Raw genomic sequence first — 19,488 nt, 5'->3', positions numbered from 1 at the left:
ACGGGATCACGCCAAGCCATGTCACTTCTCATGAACATCCGCGGGGCCCGAAAACTCGGGGGCGCCTTGACCCTCGGCCTCACACTGCTGGCCTGCGGGGCCAGCGCCATGGCGCAAATCACGCTGACCGATGATCGCGGCCACACCCACCAATTTACGCAGGCACCCCGCCGCATCGTCACCCTGCTGCCCTCGCTCACCGAAACGGTCTGCGCCTTGGACGCCTGTGACCGGCTCGTCGGCGTAGACCGTTACTCCAACTACCCCGACTCGGTCAACAAACTGCCCAAGCTGGGCGGCCTGGACGACACCCAAATCGAGACCCTCGTGGCCCTGCGCCCTGATGTCGTGCTGCTCGCGCCCTCGTCGCGGGTGCAAGACCGACTCACCGCGCTGGGTCTGAAAGTCGTGGTGCTCGAAACCCGCAGCCACGCTGACGTCAAGCGCCTGCTACTCAAGGTGGGGCAGCTGCTGGCAGTGCCCGATCCGTTGAAAGTCTGGCAGCGCATTGACGCCCAGGTGGACGCTGCCGCAGCCAGCCTGCCCCCAAGCAGCAAGGGCCTGACGCTCTATTACGAAGTGGACAGCGCCCCCTACGCGGCGGGCGAGTCGTCCTTCATCGGCGAAACCCTGACGCGCCTGGGCGCCCGCAACATCGTGCCGGCCAGCCTGGGGCCCTTCCCCAAGCTCAACCCTGAATTCGTGGTGCGTGCCGACCCGCAGGTCATCATGGTCGCACAACGCAACGCGGTGAATCTGGCTGCACGTCCGGGTTGGAACAACGTCCGCGCCCTGCGCGACAAGCGGGTGTGCGTGTTTCCGCCGGAAGAATCCGAAGTCATGGGTCGCCCCGGCCCCCGCATCGGCGAGTCCGCCCAGTGGATGGCGCGCTGCCTGCGCGAGGTCGCCGCAAAGCCGGGAAGCCGCAACAACAACAGCAGCAACACGCCCGCACCATGACACTTGATCACCACGGCGCACCCGCGCTGCGCCTGCTGCTGGCCCTGTTGTTGATCAGCACCCTGTTGGGGTTGCTGGGCATGGCCGTGGGCAGCACCGGCTTTGTGCTGGACGCCTCGCTGTTCAACGGCCAGGATACGGTTCAACAGCAAATCCTGTGGGACATCCGCCTGCCGCGTTCCAGTGGCACCTGGATGGCTGGGGCCTTGCTGGGCTTGGCTGGCGCGGTTGCGCAGGGCTTGTTCCGCAACCCGCTGGCCGACCCCTATCTGCTGGGTGCCGCCTCGGGAGCCTACCTGGGTGTCGCGCTGGTGCTGGCATTCACGGGCACCAGCGCCGTCACGCTGGTGTGGTGGCAAGGCCTCGGGCTGACCGGGGCGGCCTTCGCTGGCGCGGTGCTGGCCGTCATGTTGACCTTGCTCCTGGCGCGCGGAGTGGAGCAAACCATGCGCCTGCTGCTGGCCGGCGTCATCGTCAGCATGGTGCTGAGCGCAGGCACTGAGTTGTTGATGATCAAAGCCCCTGACATCTTGCGCGCCATGAGGGCCTTTTTGCTCGGCACCACTGGCCTGCTTGGCTGGCAAAGTACCTTCATCATGGCGCCGCTGTTGCTGCTGTGCCTGCTTACCGCCTTTGGCGCCAGCCGCAGTCTCGACGCATTGACCCTGGGCGAAGCCACCGCGGCGTCACTGGGCGTACGCTTGAATTTGATGCGCCAGGTGCTGATCGCAACGCTTGCCCTGGCCACCGGCGCCGCCGTGGCGCAAGCCGGGCTGATCGCCTTTGTCGGGCTGGTCGCGCCCCACCTGGTACGCAGCCGCCTGCACTGCAACCACAGCTGGTTGCTGCTGCTTTCTGCATTGACAGGTGGCGCGCTGCTGCTGGCAGCCGATATTTTGGCGCGTTATGCCATGGCCCCCCAAGAGTTGCCGGTCGGCGTCGTAACTTCCATGTTGGGCGGTGTCTATCTACTCTGGTTGATGCACCGCAAGCCCATGCTGGAGCGACGCGCATGAAGAACACATCGGCCGCAGCCCCCCACACCGCCGCCCCGCCCTTGAGAGCCCGCTTGCAAGGGGTGAGCCTGCAGGGCACACCCATTCTCGGAGCCCTCGACCTGAACATCGCTCCCGCCCAATGGACCGCCATCGTCGGCCCCAATGGCGCCGGCAAGTCCACCTTGTTGCGCGCCGTGGCCGGCTTGCTGCCGCTGCAAGGGCATGTCGAGTTGTTCGGCCGGCCGCTGCAGCAGTGGGACCCCAAAGCCCGCGCAAGAACGCTGGCCTGGTTGGGCCAAAACGAGCACAGCTCCGATGAATTGAAAGCCTACGAAGTGGTGATGCTCGGGCGCTTGCCGCATCAAGCCTGGCTCGCTGGCCCCAGCGCCGAAGACCATGCCGCCGTGGCACAAGCGATGCGCCAAACCCAGAGCTGGGACTGGCGCGAGCGGCCCCTTGGCCAGCTCTCCGGCGGCGAGCGCCAACGCGTGCTGCTGGCCCGGGCCCTGGCGGTGCAAGCGCAACTGCTGTTGATGGACGAACCGCTCGCCCACCTCGACCCGCCTCACCAAGCCGACTGGCTCCAACTCGTGCGTGCACTCGCCGCCCAAGGCGTGGCCGTGATCAGCGTGCTGCACGAGCTGAACATGGCGCTGCAGGCCGACAGCCTCGTGGTGATGCAAGGCGGGCAGGTACGCTGCCACGGCGCCCCCGAGCAGCCCGAAACCCGCGCCGCTCTGCAAGACGTTTTTGACCACCGCCTGCACCTGATTGAGGTGCAGGGGCAGTGGCTGGCCCTGCCGTTTGCCGGCGCGACGCCAAGCCAGCCCCGGCCCCAATCTGCCACCCCGGGCAGCAATGTCCTGCCGCTCAAATCAACGCACAGGCAACCATGAGTTCATGCCAAGCACTCCTGGTCAGCGCCCCATCGTCCGGCGCGGGCAAAACCAGCATCACCGCGGCCATCGCTCGTTGGCATCACCGCCGGGGGCTGCGCGTGCGGGTGTTCAAAACCGGGCCGGACTATCTCGACCCGATGATTCTGGCGCGCGCCAGCGGGCACCCTGTCTATCAACTGGACCTGTTCATGGCGGGCCTTGACGGCTGCCGTGCGCTGCTGGCGCAAGCGGCTGCCGAAGCCGATTTGATTCTGGTGGAAGGTGTCATGGGCTTGTTCGACGGCAAACCCAGCAGCGCCGATCTGGCCGCCGCTTTCGGCCTGCCCGTCTTGGCGGTGATTGACGCCCAAGCCATGGCGCAGACCTTTGGCGCGCTCGCGCTCGGGCTGCAAACTTACCGCGCAGACATCAAGTTATGCGGCGTGGTGGCGAACCGCATCGGCAGTGAAGCCCATGGCCGCATGCTGGCTGAAGGCCTGCCGCCCTCACTGCCGCTGGTCGCCGCGCTGGCCCGCCAAACCAAGCTCGCCCTGCCAGAGCGCCATCTAGGCCTGGTGCAAGCCATGGAGCTGCCTGCACTGGACGCCCAGCTGGATGCCTGGGCTGACGCATGGGGCGCCGCAACCCAAGATACCCACGGTGGGCTTGAAGGCCTCAGCGCTGCATTCAAGCCACCCGCGGGTGAAGCAAGCGCCGTAGCCCAGCCTATCGAACCCACGCTGCAGGGGCGCCGCGTCGCCGTGGCCCAAGACAGTGCCTTCAGCTTCATCTACCCCGCCAATCTCGACGCACTGCGTGAGTTGGGCGCCGAACTGCTGTGCTTCTCTCCCCTGGCCGGCCACGCATTGCCCGCCTGCGACGCCTTGTGGCTACCCGGCGGCTACCCCGAGCTGCATGCCGAAGCCCTGCGCGCTCACCCCAGCTTCTTCAAAGACCTGCGGGCTCACCTGGCGGCCAACAAACCCCTGCTGGCCGAATGCGGCGGCATGCTCTGCCTGCTGGAAAGCCTTACCGATGCCGAGCAGCGCCAGCACCCGATGGCAGGCCTGATGCCGGGGCACGCGCGCCTGCAAACCCGGCTGGCCGCCCTGGGCCTGCAAAGCCTGGCCTGGCCGGAAGGCACTTTGCGCGGCCACAGCTTCCACTATTCAACATTGGAAACACCGCTCACCCCCACCGCGCATGCGGACAACCCCAACGGCGGCAAAACCGCCGAGGCGCTGTACCAGCACGGCAGCCTGCGTGCCAGCTACGTCCACCATTACTTCCCCTCCAACCTTCAAGCTGTTGCTGCGTTCTTTCGCGGCACAGCCCCCTGAGTTCGGTCACCACGATGCAAATAGAAAAGCCCCCTGTCGACCATGAACGCGTCGTCCCCACAGCCGAGCGCCGCGGCCTGATCCTCATCCACACCGGCGACGGCAAGGGCAAGAGCACGGCCGCATTTGGTCTCGCCCTGCGTGCCCACGGCCGCGGCAAAGCGGTCAAAATCTACCAATTCATGAAAGTGCCGAGTGCCCGCTTTGGCGAGCACCGCATGTTCGAGAAAATTGGTCTGCCCATCGAGGGCCTGGGCGACGGCTTTTCCTGGAAAAGCAAAGACCTGGAGCACTCCGCCCAATTGGCGCGAGACGGCTGGGCGCGGGCCGAAGCCAGCATTCGCGGCGGAGAGTTGTTCATGGTCGTGCTGGACGAGATCACCTACCCCTTGCGATATGGCTGGATACCGCTTGAGCCCGTACTGGCCTGCCTGCGCGAGCGGCCCGCGCACGTTCACGTCGTATTGACGGGACGTAACGCCCCGGATGAGCTGATTGAGTTGGCCGACACCGTCACTGAAATGACCTTGATCAAGCACCATTACAAAGCCGGCGTCCCCGCCCAACGCGGCATTGAAGACTGACGCCCCAACCGGCACCCTGACATGAACATGGCCCTGCTTCTGCCCCTGAGCATGCTGGTTGCCTTGCTGGTAGACCGCCTGTTCGGCGAGCCGCCCGCCTGGATGCACCCGGTGGTGGCGATGGGCCGGGCACTCGGGGTGTTCTCTCAACGCCTGCTCAAATTGCCGCCCGCCACGGCCTTTGTAGCGGGGGCGCTGCTCTGGGGGGTGATTGCCCTCCCCTTTGTAGTGTTGGCCACAGTGCTGGAATTTGCCTTGATCAAAGGCACCCAGCCCGCCTCCGCCAGCGCAAGCCTGCTCAGCTGCAGTGTGGCCTTAGGCCTCATGCTCAAGCCCTTGATGGCCTGGCGCATGCTCAGTGACGAAGTGGCCGCCGTGGAAGCGGCCTTGCGCGAGTCGCTGGAGGCGGGTCGCCTGCGCCTGTCGCGCCTGGTCAGCCGCGATACCTCGGCGCTGTCAGCGGCGGAGGTGCGCGAGGCGGCCATTGAAACCCTGGCTGAAAACCTCAACGACTCTGTGGTGGCGCCGCTGTTCTGGTTTGCCGTGGCCGGGCTACCTGGCGCGGCACTCTACCGTTTCGCCAACACGGCCGATGCCATGTGGGGCTACCGAGGCCGTTGGGAATGGGCCGGCAAATGGGCCGCCTGGGCCGATGATGTACTCAGCTGGATTCCCGCACGCATCACCGCCCTCGCCTTGATGGGAAGCCACCTCGGTTTATTGGGGCAAGTCCGACGGGAAGCGCTGCGCACGCCGTCGCCCAACGGCGGCTGGCCAATGGCCGCCGTGGCCTTGCGATTGCAACTGCGCCTGTCCAAACCGGGCGTCTATGTGCTCAACGCCAAGGGCGAGGCACCCGGGCACAACGACATTGAACGCGCTTATGCGCTGGCCTTCCAGGCCTTGTTGGTCGCAGCAAGCCTGCTGGCCTTGCTCGCCTTTGCAATGAGGTGGCCATGACCTTCGCCATCGCCCCCCAAATCCAGCACGGCGGCACGGATGCCGGGCCTGTGCCCGCGCATGATTTTTCCAGCAACGCCAATCCCCTGGGCCCGCCGCCACTGTTGCTGGCGGCCGTGATGGCCGCTGATCGTGAGCGTTATCCTGACCCGCACTACACCGCGCTGCGCGAGCGTCTCGGCCTGGCCTGGGGCGTCAGCGCGGACCGAGTATTGCCCTGCGCAGGCGGCGCCGAAGCCATCCGCCGGCTGAGCCTGGCGACGCTGCTGGCAGGCGGGCGCGCCGTATGGGTGCCGCAGCCGGGCTTTGGCGACTACGCTGCGGCCGCGCAAGCCCTGGGCCTGGAGGTACTGCGTTACCAGAGCGTGGCTGAACTGTGCCGTGGCTTGCGGCGCGACACGCTGGCCTGGGTGTGCGACCCCTGCAACCCGACCGGCACCGCCTTCAGCCCGCAAGATTGGCTGGACCTGACCCTGGCCCTTCAATCCAGCGGCGCCACCCTGGCCATCGATCAAGCCTATGAACCGCTTCGCCTCAACGGCCAGGGCGCCCTGCCCCCGGTGCTCGCCGAGCGAGCCTGGCGCCTGCAATGCCCCAACAAGGCCTTGGGCCTGACAGGAGTGCGGGCCGCCGCCCTGCTCGCACCGGCGGGAGAAGACTCGCTGCGTGAGCACGCCGAAGCCGTGGCCCCCAGCTGGGTGCTCGCCGCCGAGGCCTGTGCCCTGCTGCAGCACTGGGTCAGCTCAGAAACGCAAACCCACTTGCGCCGCAACAAACTGACCTTGCAGCAATGGCAGCTCACCCAACACGCCGGCCTGCAAGACCTGGGCTGGCAACAAGGTGCGAGCTGTTGCAACTTCTGGCTGGCCCGGCCCCCGCAAGCGCTGGATTTGCCAGCACTGCGTGCGCTGGGCATTCGTGTGCGTGATGCCGGTAGTTTCGGTTTGCCGGGGTGGATTCGGCTGTCCATCCAGCCGCCGCAAGCCCAGCTTGCTTTCTTCAACGCCCTCAAAGCCCTGCGTCGCCCATGAACGACTCCTCTCGCCCCGCCCGCGCCGTCATGGTGCTGGGCACCACCAGCGGTGCCGGAAAAAGCTGGCTGGCCACGGCACTGTGCCGCTGGTATGCACGCCAGGGGCTCAAGGTGGCGCCCTACAAGGCGCAAAACATGAGCAACAACGCCCGCGTGGTGGCCATTGGCGGTTCAGGCGGCGGTTCAGGTGGCGCCGGTGAAGCGGGCCTTGCCCGCATGGGTGAAATTGGTTCAGCCCAATACTTCCAGGCGCTGGCGGCCCGCTGCACACCCGATGTGCGCATGAACCCTGTGCTGCTCAAGCCCGAAAAAGACACCACCTCGCAAGTCATCGTGATGGGCGAGGTAGACACCGCACTCACCCACACGCCCTGGCGTGAACGCAGCGAGCAGCTGTGGCTGCGCGCCCGCCCGCCCTTGATGGAATTGCTGGCCGAAAACGATGTGGTGGTGATTGAAGGCGCAGGCTCGCCTGCCGAAATCAATCTGCACAGCAGCGACTACGTCAATATGCGCACAGCCCTGGCCGCGCAAGCCGCTTGCCTGCTGGTCACCGACATTGATCGCGGCGGCGCCTTCGCCCATCTCTACGGCACCCATCAGCTTTTGCCTGCACATGAGCGCGCCTTGATTCGAGGTTATGTGCTGAACCGCTTTCGGGGTGACGCCAGCCTGCTGGCGCCCGGCCCCGAGCAGTTGCAGGCCCTGACCGGTGTGCCCACCCTGGCGGTGTTGCCGATGTGGCGCGGCCACGGCCTGCCCGAGGAAGACGGCGTGTTCGACGACGCCCGCACCGGCGCCAGCGGCGGCAAACGCGTGGTCATCGTGGCCTACCCGCGGCTCTCCAATCTGGATGAATTCCAGCCACTGCGCAGCCTGCCCGGTGTGCAACTGGTGTGGGCGCGGGAGCCGGCCCAGCTGGAAGACGCAGACCTCATCATCCTGCCCGGCTCCAAAGCTGTCGCCGCCGATCTGGCTTGGTTGCGCACACAAAAGCTCGACCTGCCCATCGCCCTGCATGCGGCCCGTGGCAAGCCCGTGCTGGGGATCTGCGGTGGCCTGCAGATGTTGGGCGAAAGCCTGCTGGACCCATTCAATCTCGACGGCAATGCGCCCGGCCTGGGCCTGCTGCCCCTGGTGACGCAGTTCGAACGCGACAAGCTGCTGCGCCCCGCCGCCCTGCGTTTTGGCACCTTGGAGTCACCATGGCAAGCCTTGATTGGCGTTGAGGCGCAGGGTTATGAAATTCACCACGGCCGCACCGTTCAACACCCTAGCCTCGCGGCCGCCCAAATGGCCGTGCTGAACGAGGCCGGCGAGGCACTGGGCTGGCAATCTGGTTCGGTGCTAGGTTGCTACGCCCACGGCTTGTTCGAGGATCCGGCGGTGATGCGCGCCCTGTTCGGCGCTGCGGCGCCCAGGCTGGACGATGTCTTCGAAGGCCTGGCCGATTACATTGACCGCCATTTCAAACCCGGCGCCCTGATGGGTTTGCTGCAGCAGCCATGACGATTTTCAATGCCGGCGGGCACGCCTGCACTTCACCCCATTGACCTCATTCATCTCATTTCGATTGAAAGCACGCTTCTCATGCATGACCTGATTCCGCACATTTCCTCGCTCCAAGACGCCACCCTGAAAGCCGAGCTGCAGCAGTGCATCGACGGCAAGACCAAGCCTTTGGGCGCACTGGGCCGGCTCGAAACCTTGATGATGCAGCTGGGCCTGATCCAGGGCACGCTGCGGCCGCAACTGCGTGAGCCGCAGATGATGGTGTTCGCGGGCGACCACGGGCTGGCAGCGCAAGGCGTGTCGGCCTATCCCAGCGACGTGACCTGGCAGATGGTGGAGAACTTTCTGGCCGGCGGCGCGGCGGTGAGCGTGCTGGCACGCCAGCACGGCCTGGAAATGACGGTGGTGGATGCCGGCGTGGCGCACGACTTTGCGCCCCGCGCCGGTCTCGTCATCGCCAAGATCGCGTGCGGCACGCAAGATGCCTCCGAGCAAGCTGCCATGAGCATGGACCAATGCGCCACCGCCATCGCAGCGGGCCGCAAGCTCTTGGGCCAGCGCCCCGGCAACGCCTTGCTGCTGGGCGAAATGGGCATCGGCAACACCTCCAGCGCCGCCCTGCTACTGGCCCGCCTGGCGGACCTGCCAGTGGCCGATTGCGCAGGCCGCGGCACGGGCCTCGACGATGCCGGCCTGACGCACAAGATCAGCGTGCTGGAGAAGGTACTGCAGCGTCATCCCGAGGCCCGCGAGGCCTTGCCCGCGCTGGCCGCATTTGGCGGCTTCGAGATCGCCATGATGGTGGGCGCGGTGTTGCAGGCGGCGCAAGAAAACCGCGTGATCGTGGTGGACGGCTTCATCAGCAGCAGCGCGGTGCTGGTGGCGTCCCGCCTGCGGCCTGCGGTGCTGGAGCGTTGCGTGTTTGCCCATCAGTCCGAAGAACGCGGCCACGCCCTGATGCTGCAAGCCATGGCGCCCGCCGAATCGGCCCTGCGCCCTCAGCCCCTGCTCAATCTGGGCCTGCGCCTGGGTGAAGGCTCAGGCGCCGCGCTGGCCTGGCCGCTGCTGGAATCAGCCTGCCGCGTCATGGCCGAAATGGCCAGCTTCGCCTCCGCCGGGGTGAGCGAAAAGGCCTGAAGCCCTTAGCATTGCGCCATGCGCTTTTTCTCACACCAGATCCGCCTGTTTTTCATCGCCCTGCAATTCTTCACCCGCTGGCCGGTGCCCGCCTGGGTGGGTTTTGAGCCCGCTTGGTTGCAGCAATGTGCACGCTACTTTCCGGTGGTGGGTACGGTGGTGGGCGGCGTGGCGGCCTTGGTGCTGTGGGTGGCAAGTTGGATCTGGTCGCCCGCCGTGGCGGTTGGCCTGAGCCTGGCGGCCAGTGTGGTGTTGACCGGCGGTTTTCATGAAGACGGCTGGGCCGATACCTGCGACGGCCTGGGTGGCGCGGTGAGCCGCGAGAAGGCTCTGCTCATCATGAAGGACTCACGCATCGGCAGCTACGGCGCGCTGGGTTTGGTGCTGATGCTGGGGCTTAAGGCCGCCTGCCTGATAGCCCTACTTGAAAGTGATCCCATGCTGGCCCTGTGGGCCACGGTGTGGGCACACACCGCCTCCCGTGCGGCGCCGGTGGCGTTGATGCACGCACTGCCCTACGCGGGTGATGCCGAGCATGCCAAGGCCAAGCCACTGGCCACCCAGGCCAACGGCGCCACATTGTCTGTTGCGCTGGCCTGGGTGCTGCTGCTGAGTGGCGCAGTGGCATGGCTCGCGCCCCGTGAAGTGCCGCTATTGTGCGCAGGCTGGGTCGCCGCGGGCGGTGCCACCTTGGCGATGCAAGCGTGGCTGGAAATGCGCCTGGGCGGCTACACCGGTGACAACCTGGGTGCCACACAGCAAGTCACTGAACTGGTCAGCCTGCTGAGTTTTGCGGCGCTGATCAACTATTCGGGATGACGGCACCACCGCGGCCGCAGCTACACGTCTGGCGGCACCCCCGGCCCGAGGGCGCCGCAGGCCGCTGCATCGGCGCGCAAACCGACCTGCCCGTGCACTGGCGGCGCGCCAAACGCCTGGCCCGCCGCATCCAGGCACAGGCCCGGCGGCAACACTGGCCCCATGTCATCCATTGCTCACCGCTGCGCCGGTGTGCTGACGTGGGCCGCTGGTTGAAACGCTGGGGCTGGCAGTTATGCCTCGATCCCGCCTTGCTAGAGCTGAACTTCGGCAGCTGGGATGGCAAGGCCTGGGCGAACATCCCCAAAACAGCGGTTGACGCCTGGGTGGCTGATTTTTCAAACCATGCACCGGGCGGCGGTGAATCGCTGGCCGCCCTGCTGCAGCGCGTGGCCGCGTGGCAGCCGCAAGCCACCACCCTGGCAGTCAGCCACGGCGGCTGGATGCTGGCCCACGCCTGGCTGGTTGAACATGGCGCAGTGCCGCCGTGCGCAAATCGCTGGCCGGCACCACCCGGTTACGGCGAGTGCAGGGCAAGCCCTTGATGCTCTCTTGAGGCCACTAACGCCCCATCAACTCAGACCGTGGCAACCGTGGTGTCGGCGGTCAGGCGCAAATACTTGGCCATCAAGGTTTCCCGCCCTTCCACATGGGCCGGATTGACTGGGATGCAGGCAACCGGGCACAGCTGCACGCACTGCGGCTCGTCGAAATGCCCGACGCATTCGGTGCACTTGCCGGGGTCGATCTGATAGTAGTCCGGCCCCATGGAAATCGCCTCGTTGGGGCATTCCGGCTCGCAGACATCGCAGTTGATGCAATCATCAGTGATCATCAGTGCCATTTTTTGTCCCCTTTTTCAGACCGACTTGAGCCGCTCGAGCAGGCGCGCGCAGACGGAGGGTGAAACAAATTTGGACACATCGCCGCCCAGGGTGGCGATTTCACGCACAAAGGTGCCAGAGATGAACTGGAATTGGTCTGATGGCGTCATGAACACGGTTTCTACATCGGGCATCAACTGGCGGTTCATGCCGGCCATCTGGAATTCATATTCAAAATCGCTGACCGCACGCAGGCCGCGCACCACGACCTTGGCGCCATGCTCGACAACAAAATTGCGCAGCAGCCCGGAGAAGGGAATCACCTGAACATTGGGGTACTTGGCGGCCAGTTCGGTGGCGATTTCCAGGCGCTCTTCGATGCTGAACAAGGTGCGCTTGTGGTGGCCTGCCGCCACGGCCAGGATCAAGCGCCCAAACATGCGACTGGCGCGGCGCATCAGATCTTCATGCCCCAGAGTCATGGGGTCGAAGGTGCCGGGATAGACGGCGGTGAGAACAGTGGCTGAGGTCAAGGCAAGCGCTCCGGCGGCCCAGCGGGCACAAAGGAAGGAAAGCCTGGATTATCCGCTGCGGCGCAATAACTGGAAATGCACCGCCCCGGCGCGGCCCGAGCGCAGGGGCTCCAGCCCCAGGTCCGCAGGCGCTTCAATCAGCTCGCCCGCCTCCAGGTAGATCAACCCCCCCGGTGCCAGCAAGGGCACGGCGGCCTTCAAAGCCGGCAAGAACAGGTTCAAGTCAAAGGGCGGGTCCAGCAGCACCAGTTCGAACGCCGGCGCCGCCTGGCGGCTCATCCAGCCGATGGCGTCGGTGCATTCGACCCGGATATTGGTGGCCTTGAGCCGTTGGGCGCTGGCCTGCAGACTGCGCGCCAATTGCGGATCGCGCTCCAGCAACAAAACCTCGGTAGCAGCACGGGATGCCGCTTCAAAGCCCAGCGCACCGCTGCCGGCAAAGGCGTCCAGCACGCGCCAGCCTTCCAGGGTCTGGCCCAGCCAGTTGAAGAGCGTTTCACGCACCCGGTCGGGCGTGGGGCGCAGGCCGGGTTTGTCGGCCACCGGCAGTTTGGATCGCTTCCAGTCGCCACCGATGATGCGCACCTCGCGTGCACCCATGCGCGGCGCCCCTCGGCGCTGCTCAGGGACACTGGCGGCCTTGGCCGCAAGGCTGGAACGCGGGCGGGCGCCGCTCATCACTGACGCACCGGGATGCCACGCGCCGCCATCAGCGCCTTGGCTTCGCCCACGGTATGCTGGCCGTAGTGGAAGATGCTGGCCGCCAGCACCGCGTCGGCACCACCCTTGGTGATGCCGTCCGCCAGATCGTCCAGCGAACCCACGCCGCCGGAGGCGATCACGGGGATGGTCAAGGCATCGCTCACGGCGCGGGTCAATTCAAGGTCAAAGCCGCTGCGGGTGCCGTCGCGGTCCATGCTGGTGAGCAGGATTTCACCCGCGCCCAGCTCAGCCATCTGGCACGCCCAGGCCACTGCGTCCAGCCCGACGTTCTTGCGCCCGCCGTGGGTGTACACGTCCCAACCCGGGCCGCGTGCGGCCAGATCGTCACCTTGGCGGCGCTTGGCGTCGATGGCCACAACGATGCATTGCGCGCCGTATTTGTCTGAAGATTCACGGATCAACTCAGGCCGCGCCACCGCCGCCGAGTTGAAGCTGACCTTGTCGGCCCCGGCATTGAGCAGGCGCCGCACATCGGCCACCTCGCGCACGCCGCCGCCCACGGTGAGCGGAATGAAAACCTGGGACGCCACGCTTTCAATGATGTGCAGGATCAGGTCGCGCCCGTCTGAGGTGGCCGTGATGTCGAGAAAGGTCAGTTCATCCGCGCCCTGCTCGTTGTAGCGGGCGGCGATTTCCACCGGGTCGCCGGCATCGCGCAACTCAAGAAAATTGACGCCCTTGACCACACGGCCACCGGTCACGTCGAGGCAAGGAATGATGCGTTTGGCGAGCATGAGAGCAGTCTCGGGTTGAAATACAAAGGGCCGCAGCGTGCGGCCCCTGACGCCACAATTTAACGGCGGCTCAGTGGTGATTCAGCTGGGGCAAAGGGATCAACCCTCAACCCATTCATCGGCCAGCTTCTGCCCAGCCGCCAAGTCGAGGTCGCCGGTGTAGATGGCGCGGCCGCAAATGACGCCTTCGACGCCTTCTCGCTCCACCTCGCACAGGGCGCGGATGTCGTCCAGATTGGACAAGCCGCCCGAGGCGATGACGGGAATCGTCAGCGCCTGCGCCAGTTTGACTGTCGCCTCGATGTTGACGCCGCTGAGCATGCCGTCGCGGCCGATGTCGGTGTAGATCACGCCTTCGACGCCATAGTCTTCAAACTTGCGAGCCAGGTCGATCACTTCGTGGCCGGTCAGCTTGCTCCAGCCGTCGGTGGCGACCTTGCCGTCTTTGGCGTCCAGGCCCACGATGATGTGGCCGCCAAAGGCCGAGCAGGCGTCTTTCAGGAAGCCTGGGCTTTTCACCGCGGCGGTGCCAATGATGACGTAGCTCAGGCCACCGTCGAGATAGCGCTCGATGGTGTCAAGGTCGCGAATGCCGCCACCGAGTTGCACTGGGATTTCATCGCCGACTTCACGAAGAATGGCTTTGATTGCCGCCTCGTTGACCGGCTTGCCCGCAAACGCACCATTCAGGTCCACCAGATGCAGGCGCCGGGCGCCCGCGTCCAGCCAACGCCGGGCCATGGCCGCGGGGTCCTCGCCGAAGGTGGTGGAGTCATTCATATCGCCCTGTTTGAGGCGGACGCAGCGACCGTCTTTCAGGTCAATGGCAGGTATCAGCAGCATGGCCGAGGTAGGTAGAAGAGAAAAGGGAGATCGAAAGATCGAGGACGGAAGCGAAGATTTTTACGGGGCACAAACATAAAGGCAAGAAGCCTTCAGGGTGCCCAATGCAAGAAGTTGCGGTAGAGGGCAAGACCCAGTGCTGCACTTTTTTCGGGGTGAAATTGGGTGGCGAAAATGTTATCCCGCGCCACCGCGCAGGTAAAGCGGGCACCATAATCGCATTCACCCACACTGTGGCGCGCATCTAACGGGGCCGCATAGTAGCTGTGCACGAAGTAGAACCAGCTGCCGTCCGGCACGCCCGCCCAGATCGGGTGCGGCAGCGACTGGTGCACCTGGTTCCAGCCCATCTGCGGCACCTTGTAGCGGCTGCCGTCGGGCTGCAACTGCCCGGCCAGCTGAAAGCGTTTGACCTCGCCGGGGATCAAACCCAAGCCCGGTGTGTCTTGCTCTTCGCTGTGGTCCAGCAGCATCTGCATGCCCACGCACACGCCCATCAGGGGTTTGCGGGCGGCGGCGTCCAGCACCGCGTCCTTGAGGCCCGAGTCGGCCAACTCGCTCATGCAGTCGCGCATGGCGCCCTGCCCTGGCAGCACCACACGCTCGGCGGCATACACCTCGTCGGGTCGCGCAGTGATGATCACCTCCAGCCCGGAGTCTTGCGCCACGTGCAGCACGGCCTGCGAAACCGAGCGCAGATTGCCCATGCCGTAGTCCACCACGGCCACTGTGCGTCGGCTCATGTCAGAGACTTCCTTTGGTCGATGGAATGACGCCCGCCGAGCGCGGGTCAAGGGTCATGGCCATGCGCAGGGCACGGCCAAAGGCCTTGAAGATCGTCTCACACTGATGATGGGCGTTATGCCCCTTCAAATTATCCACATGCAGGCTCACCAGCGCGTGGTTGACAAAGCCCTGGAAGAACTCAAAAGCCAGTTGGGTGTCAAAAGCGCCGATCGAGCCGGACGTGAATTTGACGTCCATCGCCAACCCCGGGCGCCCCGAGAAATCAACCACCACGCGGGACAGCGCCTCGTCCAGCGGCACATAGCTGTGGCCGTAGCGAGTGAGCCCCTTCTTGTCGCCAATCGCCTTGGCAACGGCCAGGCCCAGGGTGATGCCCACGTCTTCCACGGTGTGGTGACCGTCGATGTGCAGGTCGCCTTTGGCGACGATGTCCAGGTCAATCAGGCCGTGGCGGGCGATTTGGTCCAGCATATGGTCGAAAAAGCCGATGCCGGTGTCCAGCCGCGCCTCGCCGCTACCGTCCAGGTTGACTCGCACGGTGATCTGCGTCTCTTTGGTGTTGCGGCTGACCTCGGCCACCCGCGGGCCAACGGTGTGGATGACTTGGGGCAAATTTTGGCTATTCATGATCCAAGGCTTTCTTTCATCGCGGCCAACAAGGCCTGGTTCTCATCCGGTGTGCCCACGGTGATGCGCAGGCAGTTGCGCAGCATGGGGTGGGCGGCGGAGGAATTCTTCACCAGCACGCCACGCGCTTTCAGCGCGGCAAACAAGGCGGGCGCATCGGGCACCCGCGTCAGAATCATATTGCCCTGGCTGGGATAGGGCTGCACGCCGGGCAATTGGCACAGGGCCTCAAACACCCTCGCGCGTTGGGCCCGCAACTCGGTCGCTTGCGCCGCGTACACGTCGGCGTGCTCCAGCGCAAACAAGCCTGCCTCAGCGTTGAGCACGCTGATGTTGAAGGGCGGGCGCACTTTGTCAATCTCGGCAATCAAGGCCTGCTGGCCGATCAGGTAGCCGATGCGCACCCCCGCCAGCCCAAACTTGCTCATGGTGCGCATCACCAGCAGGTTGGCATAACGCGTTAGCCAATGCATGGCGTCACTGGCGGCAAAGGGCTGATACGCCTCGTCCATCACCACCAGTCCGGGCGCGGCCTCGATGATTTGCTCGATGACAGCGGCGTCCCACAAATTTCCCGTGGGGTTGTTCGGGTAGGCCAGATAAATCAAGGCCGGCTGGTGCTCAGCAATAGCCGCCAGCATGGCCGGGCCGTCCAGCTCGAAATCGGCGCGCAGCGGCACGCCCACGAACTTCAGGCCCTGGTAGCGGGCCGACATCTCGTACATCACAAAGCTGGGCTCGGGCGACAGCACACAGGCGCCGGGCCGGCTCAAGGCCAGGCTGAGCATGGTAATCAGCTCATCTGACCCGTTACCCAAGGTGATGCTGCAACCGGCGGGCATGCCGGCATGGCGCGCCAGCGCGGCTGCCAGATGCTGCGTGCCTTCGGCTGGATAACGATTGATCGCGACGGCGCCCAGGCGCTCTCCCAACTGCCGTTGCAAATCAGCTGAAAGGCGGAAGGGGTTTTCCATCACATCCAGTTTGACCATGCCGGCGCTAGACGCCACCGGGTAGGCATGGGCCGCACGCACGTCCTCGCGAATACAGCGCAGGGCAGCGTCGAGGTCTTTTTCAAGAGAGGCATTGGCTGGATTCATGGCGCACTCACACGGAGGTCAAAAGAGCCGGGTCGCTCAACAAGGGATTGATGATCTGCACGCTGTCGAGTTGCAATTCATGCGGCAATTCAAGGCTCAGGAGCAGGCGGCAACCCTGCGCCTTGGCGGCGGCCACGATCAATGCGTCGACATAAGGCAGGCCGAAGCGGCTCTCAATCGACCAGGCGCTTTCCACCGTGGCGTGGTCAATGGCCCAAGGGTTCCAGCGCTGATAACGCCGCACTTCAGCGCGCGCATCGCCATTGGGCATGGGCGGATTCACCCGCGTCGTGACCTGCGCATAAAAATCATTCAAAACTTGGGTGGAGACCCGCCCCAGGCGGCGCAGCCAGAGCTCGCGCAACCAAGCCATCACGCAGCTGCGCGCGGCCTCATCGGCCCCGTCTTCACTGCGGATCAACACCGAGGTGTCGACAAACACAAACGTGGCCGCAGCACCGGTGCTCATTGGGCGGCCCCACGGCGGGGATAGTCGCGCCCATCAGACGCCCAACTGCGCTCGCGGTGCAGCCAGTCTTGCATGGCCCGCTCGTAAGCATCGTCATGCCGCATCTTCTCGGCCAACATTTCACCCACCAGCCGCGACACGCTGGTATTGCGCCGCGCAGCCTCCAAACGCGCCCACTCGGCAACGCTGTCTTCCATGCTGACGGTGACGTTCTTCATGGGCCCAAGAATAACACGAAGTTCGTGTTACACGAAGTTCGTGTTATCTCAAGGCCAACCACCTGGCCTACTCTTTGAGGCGCAACTCCGCCGATTACTTCTTCAAACGCAGTTCCGCTGCGCGGGCATGCGCCTGTAGGCCTTCACCGTAGGCCAACTCGGCGGCGATGGGGCCGAGTTTCTGAGCGCCGGCTTCGCTGACTTCGATCAGGCTGCTGCGTTTTTGGAAGTCGTAGACGCCCAGGGGGGACGAGAACCGTGCGGTGCCCGAGGTGGGCAGCACGTGGTTGGGGCCAGCGCAGTAGTCACCCAGGGATTCACTGGTGAAGGCGCCCAGGAAGATGGCGCCGGCGTGGCGCAACTGGGGTTCCCAGCGATGGGGCTCGGCACTGGACACCTCCAGGTGCTCGGGCGCGATGCGGTTGCTGATCTCGCAGGCTTCGTCCATCGAGCGGGTGTGGATCAGGGCGCCGCGCCCTTCCAGCGAGGCCTTGATCACCGTTTGGCGCGGCATGGTGGGCAGCAGGCGCTCAATCGCCTCGGCAACGCGGGCGATGTAGGCGGCGTCGGGGCACAAGAGAATGCTCTGGGCCAGCTCGTCGTGCTCGGCCTGGCTGAAGAGGTCCATGGCCACCCAGTCGGGCGGCGTGCTGCCGTCGGCCAGCACCAAAATCTCGCTGGGGCCGGCAATCATGTCGATGCCGACTTGGCCGAACACGTGCTTCTTAGCGCTGGCCACATAGGCGTTGCCGGGGCCGGTAATCTTGTCGACGCGGGGGATGGTGGCGGTGCCATAGGCCAGGGCGGCAACGGCCTGCGCCCCGCCCACGGTGAAGGCGCGGCTGACGCCGGCCACATAGGCGGCGGCCAGCACCAGGGGATTTTTCTCGCCGCCGGGGGTGGGCACAACCATGATGATCTCGGGCACACCGGCCACCTGGGCGGGGATCGCATTCATCAGCACGCTGCTGGGGTAGGCGGCCTTGCCGCCGGGCACATAAATGCCCACGCGGTCCAGAGGCGTGACCTTCTGGCCCAGGAGCGTGCCGTCTTCATCGCGGTAGCTCCAGCTGAGGCCTGAATGCTGCTTCTGCCGCTCGTGATAACTGCGCACCCGAGCGGCTGCAGCCTGCAGAGCCTCACGTTGTGCGTGGGTGATGGCGTCGAAGGCGGCCTTGAGTTCTTCGCGGCTCAGCTCCAGCGCGGCAACGCTGGCAGCGTCCAAACGGTCAAACCGGGCGGTGTACTCCAGCACCGCGGCGTCGCCGCGCTGGCGCACATCCGCCAAAATCTCGGCCACCCGGGTTTCAATGCCGGCATCGGTTTCTGCCGACCAATGCAGCACGCGCTGAAACTCGGATTCAAAGTCGGCAGCGGCGGTGCTGAGTTGGCGCAAATTCAACATGATGGCGGGACCGGAGAACAAAAAGGGGAAATGCGGGCCTCACAGAGCAGGCCGGCGCACCGGCCCCACCCCGGGGATTTACGGCTGCACCGCCGAGGCAAACGCCTCGATCATGCGGCGCAACGGCTCGCGCTTGAGCTTGAGCGCAGCCTGATTGACGACCAGGCGGGAGGAGATGTCCATGATTTTCTCCACCTCAACCAGATGGTTGGCCTTGAGCGTGTTGCCGGTGGAGACCAGATCAACGATGGCATCGGCCAAGCCGGTCAAGGGAGCCAGCTCCATGGAGCCATAAAGCTTGATCAGGTCAACGTGCACACCCTTGTCGGAGAAGTGCTGGCGCGCAATCTCGGTGTACTTGGTGGCCACGCGCAGGCGCGAGCCTTGCTTGACGGCGCCGGCATAGTCGAAGTCGTCGCGCACCGCCACGCTCATGCGGCAGCGGGCGATGTTGAGGTCGAGCGGCTGGTACATGCCGTTCACGCCGTGCTCAATCAGCACGTCGCGCCCGACCACGCCCAGATCGGCGCCACCGTATTGCACATAGGTGGGCACGTCGCTGGCGCGCACCAGAACCACACGAACTTCGGGGTTATTGGTGCTCAAAATCAGCTTGCGCGAGGTTTCCGGGTCTTCCAGCACGGTGATGCCGGCGGCTTTCAGCAGGGGCAGGGTTTCTTCGAAAATCCGGCCTTTGGAGAGGGCAAGCGTGATCGTCATGACGTCACGCCCGCGTTCGCGTTCGCGTTGACCACGTTGGTCGCGGCCCACTCGGTGGGCGTCAACGTCTTCATGGACAAGGCATGAATCTGCTCACGCATGCGATCGCCCAGCGCTTGATAGACGCGCTGGTGACGACGCACGCGGTTCAAACCCTCAAACTCGGCGGAGACGATGGTGGCGAAGAAATGCCTGCCGTCACCCTCGACTTCGAGGGTCTGGCAGGCAAGACCTGCGGCAATGTAGTGCTGGACTTCAGCGGGTGTGGGATCGGCCATGGCGCAATTCTAGTTTGATCGCCGATGGCCGTCGTTCACCAAGTGC

The 19,488-nt window shown here is 65.0% G+C and carries 24 protein-coding genes; 11 read left to right on the top strand and 13 right to left on the bottom strand.

The features are described from left to right. Positions 1–18: 18 nt before the first annotated feature. The 11 genes from PRZ01_RS11380 (at position 19) to PRZ01_RS11330 (ending at position 10,766) form a co-directional block, all read left to right on the top strand. Entirely contained in the window at positions 19–960 is a 942-nt protein-coding gene (locus PRZ01_RS11380; RefSeq protein WP_409993838.1) for an ABC transporter substrate-binding protein, read from the top strand. Next, on the top strand, positions 957–1,976 hold the full coding sequence (locus tag PRZ01_RS11375) for a FecCD family ABC transporter permease (protein WP_273596912.1): 1,020 nt from the start codon (positions 957–959) through the stop codon (positions 1,974–1,976). The genes PRZ01_RS11380 and PRZ01_RS11375 overlap by 4 nt, the downstream gene beginning before the upstream one ends. Further along, positions 1,973–2,854 carry an ABC transporter ATP-binding protein gene (locus PRZ01_RS11370; protein ID WP_273596911.1) on the top strand — a complete coding sequence of 294 codons (882 nt, stop codon included), beginning with the start codon at positions 1,973–1,975 and terminating at the stop codon, positions 2,852–2,854. Before PRZ01_RS11375 ends, PRZ01_RS11370 begins: the two co-directional genes overlap by 4 nt. After that, a complete protein-coding gene (locus PRZ01_RS11365) occupies positions 2,851–4,176 on the top strand; it encodes a cobyrinate a,c-diamide synthase (protein ID WP_273596910.1) in 1,326 nt (441 codons plus the stop codon). Before PRZ01_RS11370 ends, PRZ01_RS11365 begins: the two co-directional genes overlap by 4 nt. A 14-nt stretch (positions 4,177–4,190) precedes the next feature. Beyond that, positions 4,191–4,760 carry a cob(I)yrinic acid a,c-diamide adenosyltransferase gene (cobO, locus tag PRZ01_RS11360; RefSeq protein WP_273596909.1) on the top strand — a complete coding sequence of 190 codons (570 nt, stop codon included), beginning with the start codon at positions 4,191–4,193 and terminating at the stop codon, positions 4,758–4,760. A 21-nt stretch (positions 4,761–4,781) separates the two neighbouring features. Next, complete coding sequence (gene cbiB, locus PRZ01_RS11355; protein ID WP_273596908.1) at positions 4,782–5,720, top strand: adenosylcobinamide-phosphate synthase CbiB; 939 nt, start codon at positions 4,782–4,784, stop codon at positions 5,718–5,720. Further along, complete coding sequence (locus PRZ01_RS11350) at positions 5,717–6,751, top strand: aminotransferase class I/II-fold pyridoxal phosphate-dependent enzyme (RefSeq protein ID WP_273596907.1); 1,035 nt, start codon at positions 5,717–5,719, stop codon at positions 6,749–6,751. Before cbiB ends, PRZ01_RS11350 begins: the two co-directional genes overlap by 4 nt. Continuing rightward, positions 6,748–8,262 (top strand): cobyric acid synthase, encoded by a 1,515-nt coding sequence (locus tag PRZ01_RS11345; RefSeq protein WP_273596906.1) that lies wholly within the window; start codon positions 6,748–6,750, stop codon positions 8,260–8,262. The genes PRZ01_RS11350 and PRZ01_RS11345 overlap by 4 nt, the downstream gene beginning before the upstream one ends. An 81-nt stretch (positions 8,263–8,343) precedes the next feature. After that, the gene (gene cobT / locus PRZ01_RS11340; protein WP_273596905.1) at positions 8,344–9,402 is read left to right on the top strand and encodes a nicotinate-nucleotide--dimethylbenzimidazole phosphoribosyltransferase; all 1,059 of its coding nucleotides are present in this window, start codon (positions 8,344–8,346) and stop codon (positions 9,400–9,402) included. A gap of 18 nt (positions 9,403–9,420) precedes the next feature. Then, positions 9,421–10,221 (top strand): adenosylcobinamide-GDP ribazoletransferase, encoded by an 801-nt coding sequence (locus PRZ01_RS11335; protein ID WP_273596904.1) that lies wholly within the window; start codon positions 9,421–9,423, stop codon positions 10,219–10,221. Beyond that, positions 10,218–10,766: a histidine phosphatase family protein gene (locus PRZ01_RS11330; protein WP_273596903.1), complete on the top strand. Its 549-nt coding sequence runs from the start codon at positions 10,218–10,220 to the stop codon at positions 10,764–10,766. Before PRZ01_RS11335 ends, PRZ01_RS11330 begins: the two co-directional genes overlap by 4 nt. Positions 10,767–10,798: 32 nt before the next feature. On the opposite strand, the gene PRZ01_RS11325 is transcribed toward PRZ01_RS11330, so the two are convergent. The 13 genes from PRZ01_RS11325 to PRZ01_RS11265 form a co-directional block, all read right to left on the bottom strand. Then, entirely contained in the window at positions 10,799–11,065 is a 267-nt protein-coding gene (locus PRZ01_RS11325) for a YfhL family 4Fe-4S dicluster ferredoxin (protein WP_273596902.1), read from the bottom strand. Between the two features lie 15 nt (positions 11,066–11,080). Next, entirely contained in the window at positions 11,081–11,578 is a 498-nt protein-coding gene (gene coaD, locus PRZ01_RS11320) for a pantetheine-phosphate adenylyltransferase (RefSeq protein WP_273596901.1), read from the bottom strand. A 48-nt stretch (positions 11,579–11,626) separates the two neighbouring features. Next, a complete protein-coding gene (gene rsmD, locus PRZ01_RS11315; RefSeq protein WP_409993837.1) occupies positions 11,627–12,256 on the bottom strand; it encodes a 16S rRNA (guanine(966)-N(2))-methyltransferase RsmD in 630 nt (209 codons plus the stop codon). Beyond that, positions 12,256–13,035: an imidazole glycerol phosphate synthase subunit HisF gene (hisF, locus tag PRZ01_RS11310; RefSeq protein ID WP_273596900.1), complete on the bottom strand. Its 780-nt coding sequence runs from the start codon at positions 13,033–13,035 to the stop codon at positions 12,256–12,258. The genes rsmD and hisF overlap by 1 nt, the downstream gene beginning before the upstream one ends. Positions 13,036–13,134: 99 nt before the next feature. After that, positions 13,135–13,878 carry a 1-(5-phosphoribosyl)-5-[(5-phosphoribosylamino)methylideneamino]imidazole-4-carboxamide isomerase gene (gene hisA / locus PRZ01_RS11305; protein ID WP_273596899.1) on the bottom strand — a complete coding sequence of 248 codons (744 nt, stop codon included), beginning with the start codon at positions 13,876–13,878 and terminating at the stop codon, positions 13,135–13,137. Positions 13,879–13,970: 92 nt separating this feature from the next. Then, complete coding sequence (hisH, locus tag PRZ01_RS11300; RefSeq protein WP_273596898.1) at positions 13,971–14,621, bottom strand: imidazole glycerol phosphate synthase subunit HisH; 651 nt, start codon at positions 14,619–14,621, stop codon at positions 13,971–13,973. Between the two features lies 1 nt (position 14,622). Beyond that, positions 14,623–15,252 (bottom strand): imidazoleglycerol-phosphate dehydratase HisB, encoded by a 630-nt coding sequence (hisB, locus tag PRZ01_RS11295; RefSeq protein ID WP_273596897.1) that lies wholly within the window; start codon positions 15,250–15,252, stop codon positions 14,623–14,625. Further along, positions 15,249–16,352 (bottom strand): histidinol-phosphate transaminase, encoded by a 1,104-nt coding sequence (gene hisC / locus PRZ01_RS11290; RefSeq protein ID WP_273596896.1) that lies wholly within the window; start codon positions 16,350–16,352, stop codon positions 15,249–15,251. The genes hisB and hisC overlap by 4 nt, the downstream gene beginning before the upstream one ends. A gap of 7 nt (positions 16,353–16,359) precedes the next feature. Further along, positions 16,360–16,821 carry a PIN domain-containing protein gene (locus PRZ01_RS11285; protein WP_273596895.1) on the bottom strand — a complete coding sequence of 154 codons (462 nt, stop codon included), beginning with the start codon at positions 16,819–16,821 and terminating at the stop codon, positions 16,360–16,362. Further along, positions 16,818–17,039 (bottom strand): CopG family transcriptional regulator, encoded by a 222-nt coding sequence (locus PRZ01_RS11280; RefSeq protein ID WP_273596894.1) that lies wholly within the window; start codon positions 17,037–17,039, stop codon positions 16,818–16,820. The genes PRZ01_RS11285 and PRZ01_RS11280 overlap by 4 nt, the downstream gene beginning before the upstream one ends. A 94-nt stretch (positions 17,040–17,133) precedes the next feature. Further along, a complete protein-coding gene (gene hisD / locus PRZ01_RS11275) occupies positions 17,134–18,444 on the bottom strand; it encodes a histidinol dehydrogenase (protein ID WP_273596893.1) in 1,311 nt (436 codons plus the stop codon). A gap of 78 nt (positions 18,445–18,522) precedes the next feature. Beyond that, entirely contained in the window at positions 18,523–19,164 is a 642-nt protein-coding gene (hisG, locus tag PRZ01_RS11270) for an ATP phosphoribosyltransferase (protein ID WP_273596892.1), read from the bottom strand. After that, positions 19,161–19,442: a BolA family protein gene (locus PRZ01_RS11265; protein ID WP_273596891.1), complete on the bottom strand. Its 282-nt coding sequence runs from the start codon at positions 19,440–19,442 to the stop codon at positions 19,161–19,163. The genes hisG and PRZ01_RS11265 overlap by 4 nt, the downstream gene beginning before the upstream one ends. Positions 19,443–19,488 lie beyond the last annotated feature (46 nt).

The sequence above is a fragment of the Roseateles koreensis genome (assembly GCF_028595305.1).
Lineage (GTDB): Bacteria > Pseudomonadota > Gammaproteobacteria > Burkholderiales > Burkholderiaceae_C > Paucibacter_A > Paucibacter_A koreensis.
The sequence above is the reverse complement of the archived record's forward strand: the minus strand, read 5'-3'. Positions and strand labels throughout refer to the sequence as shown.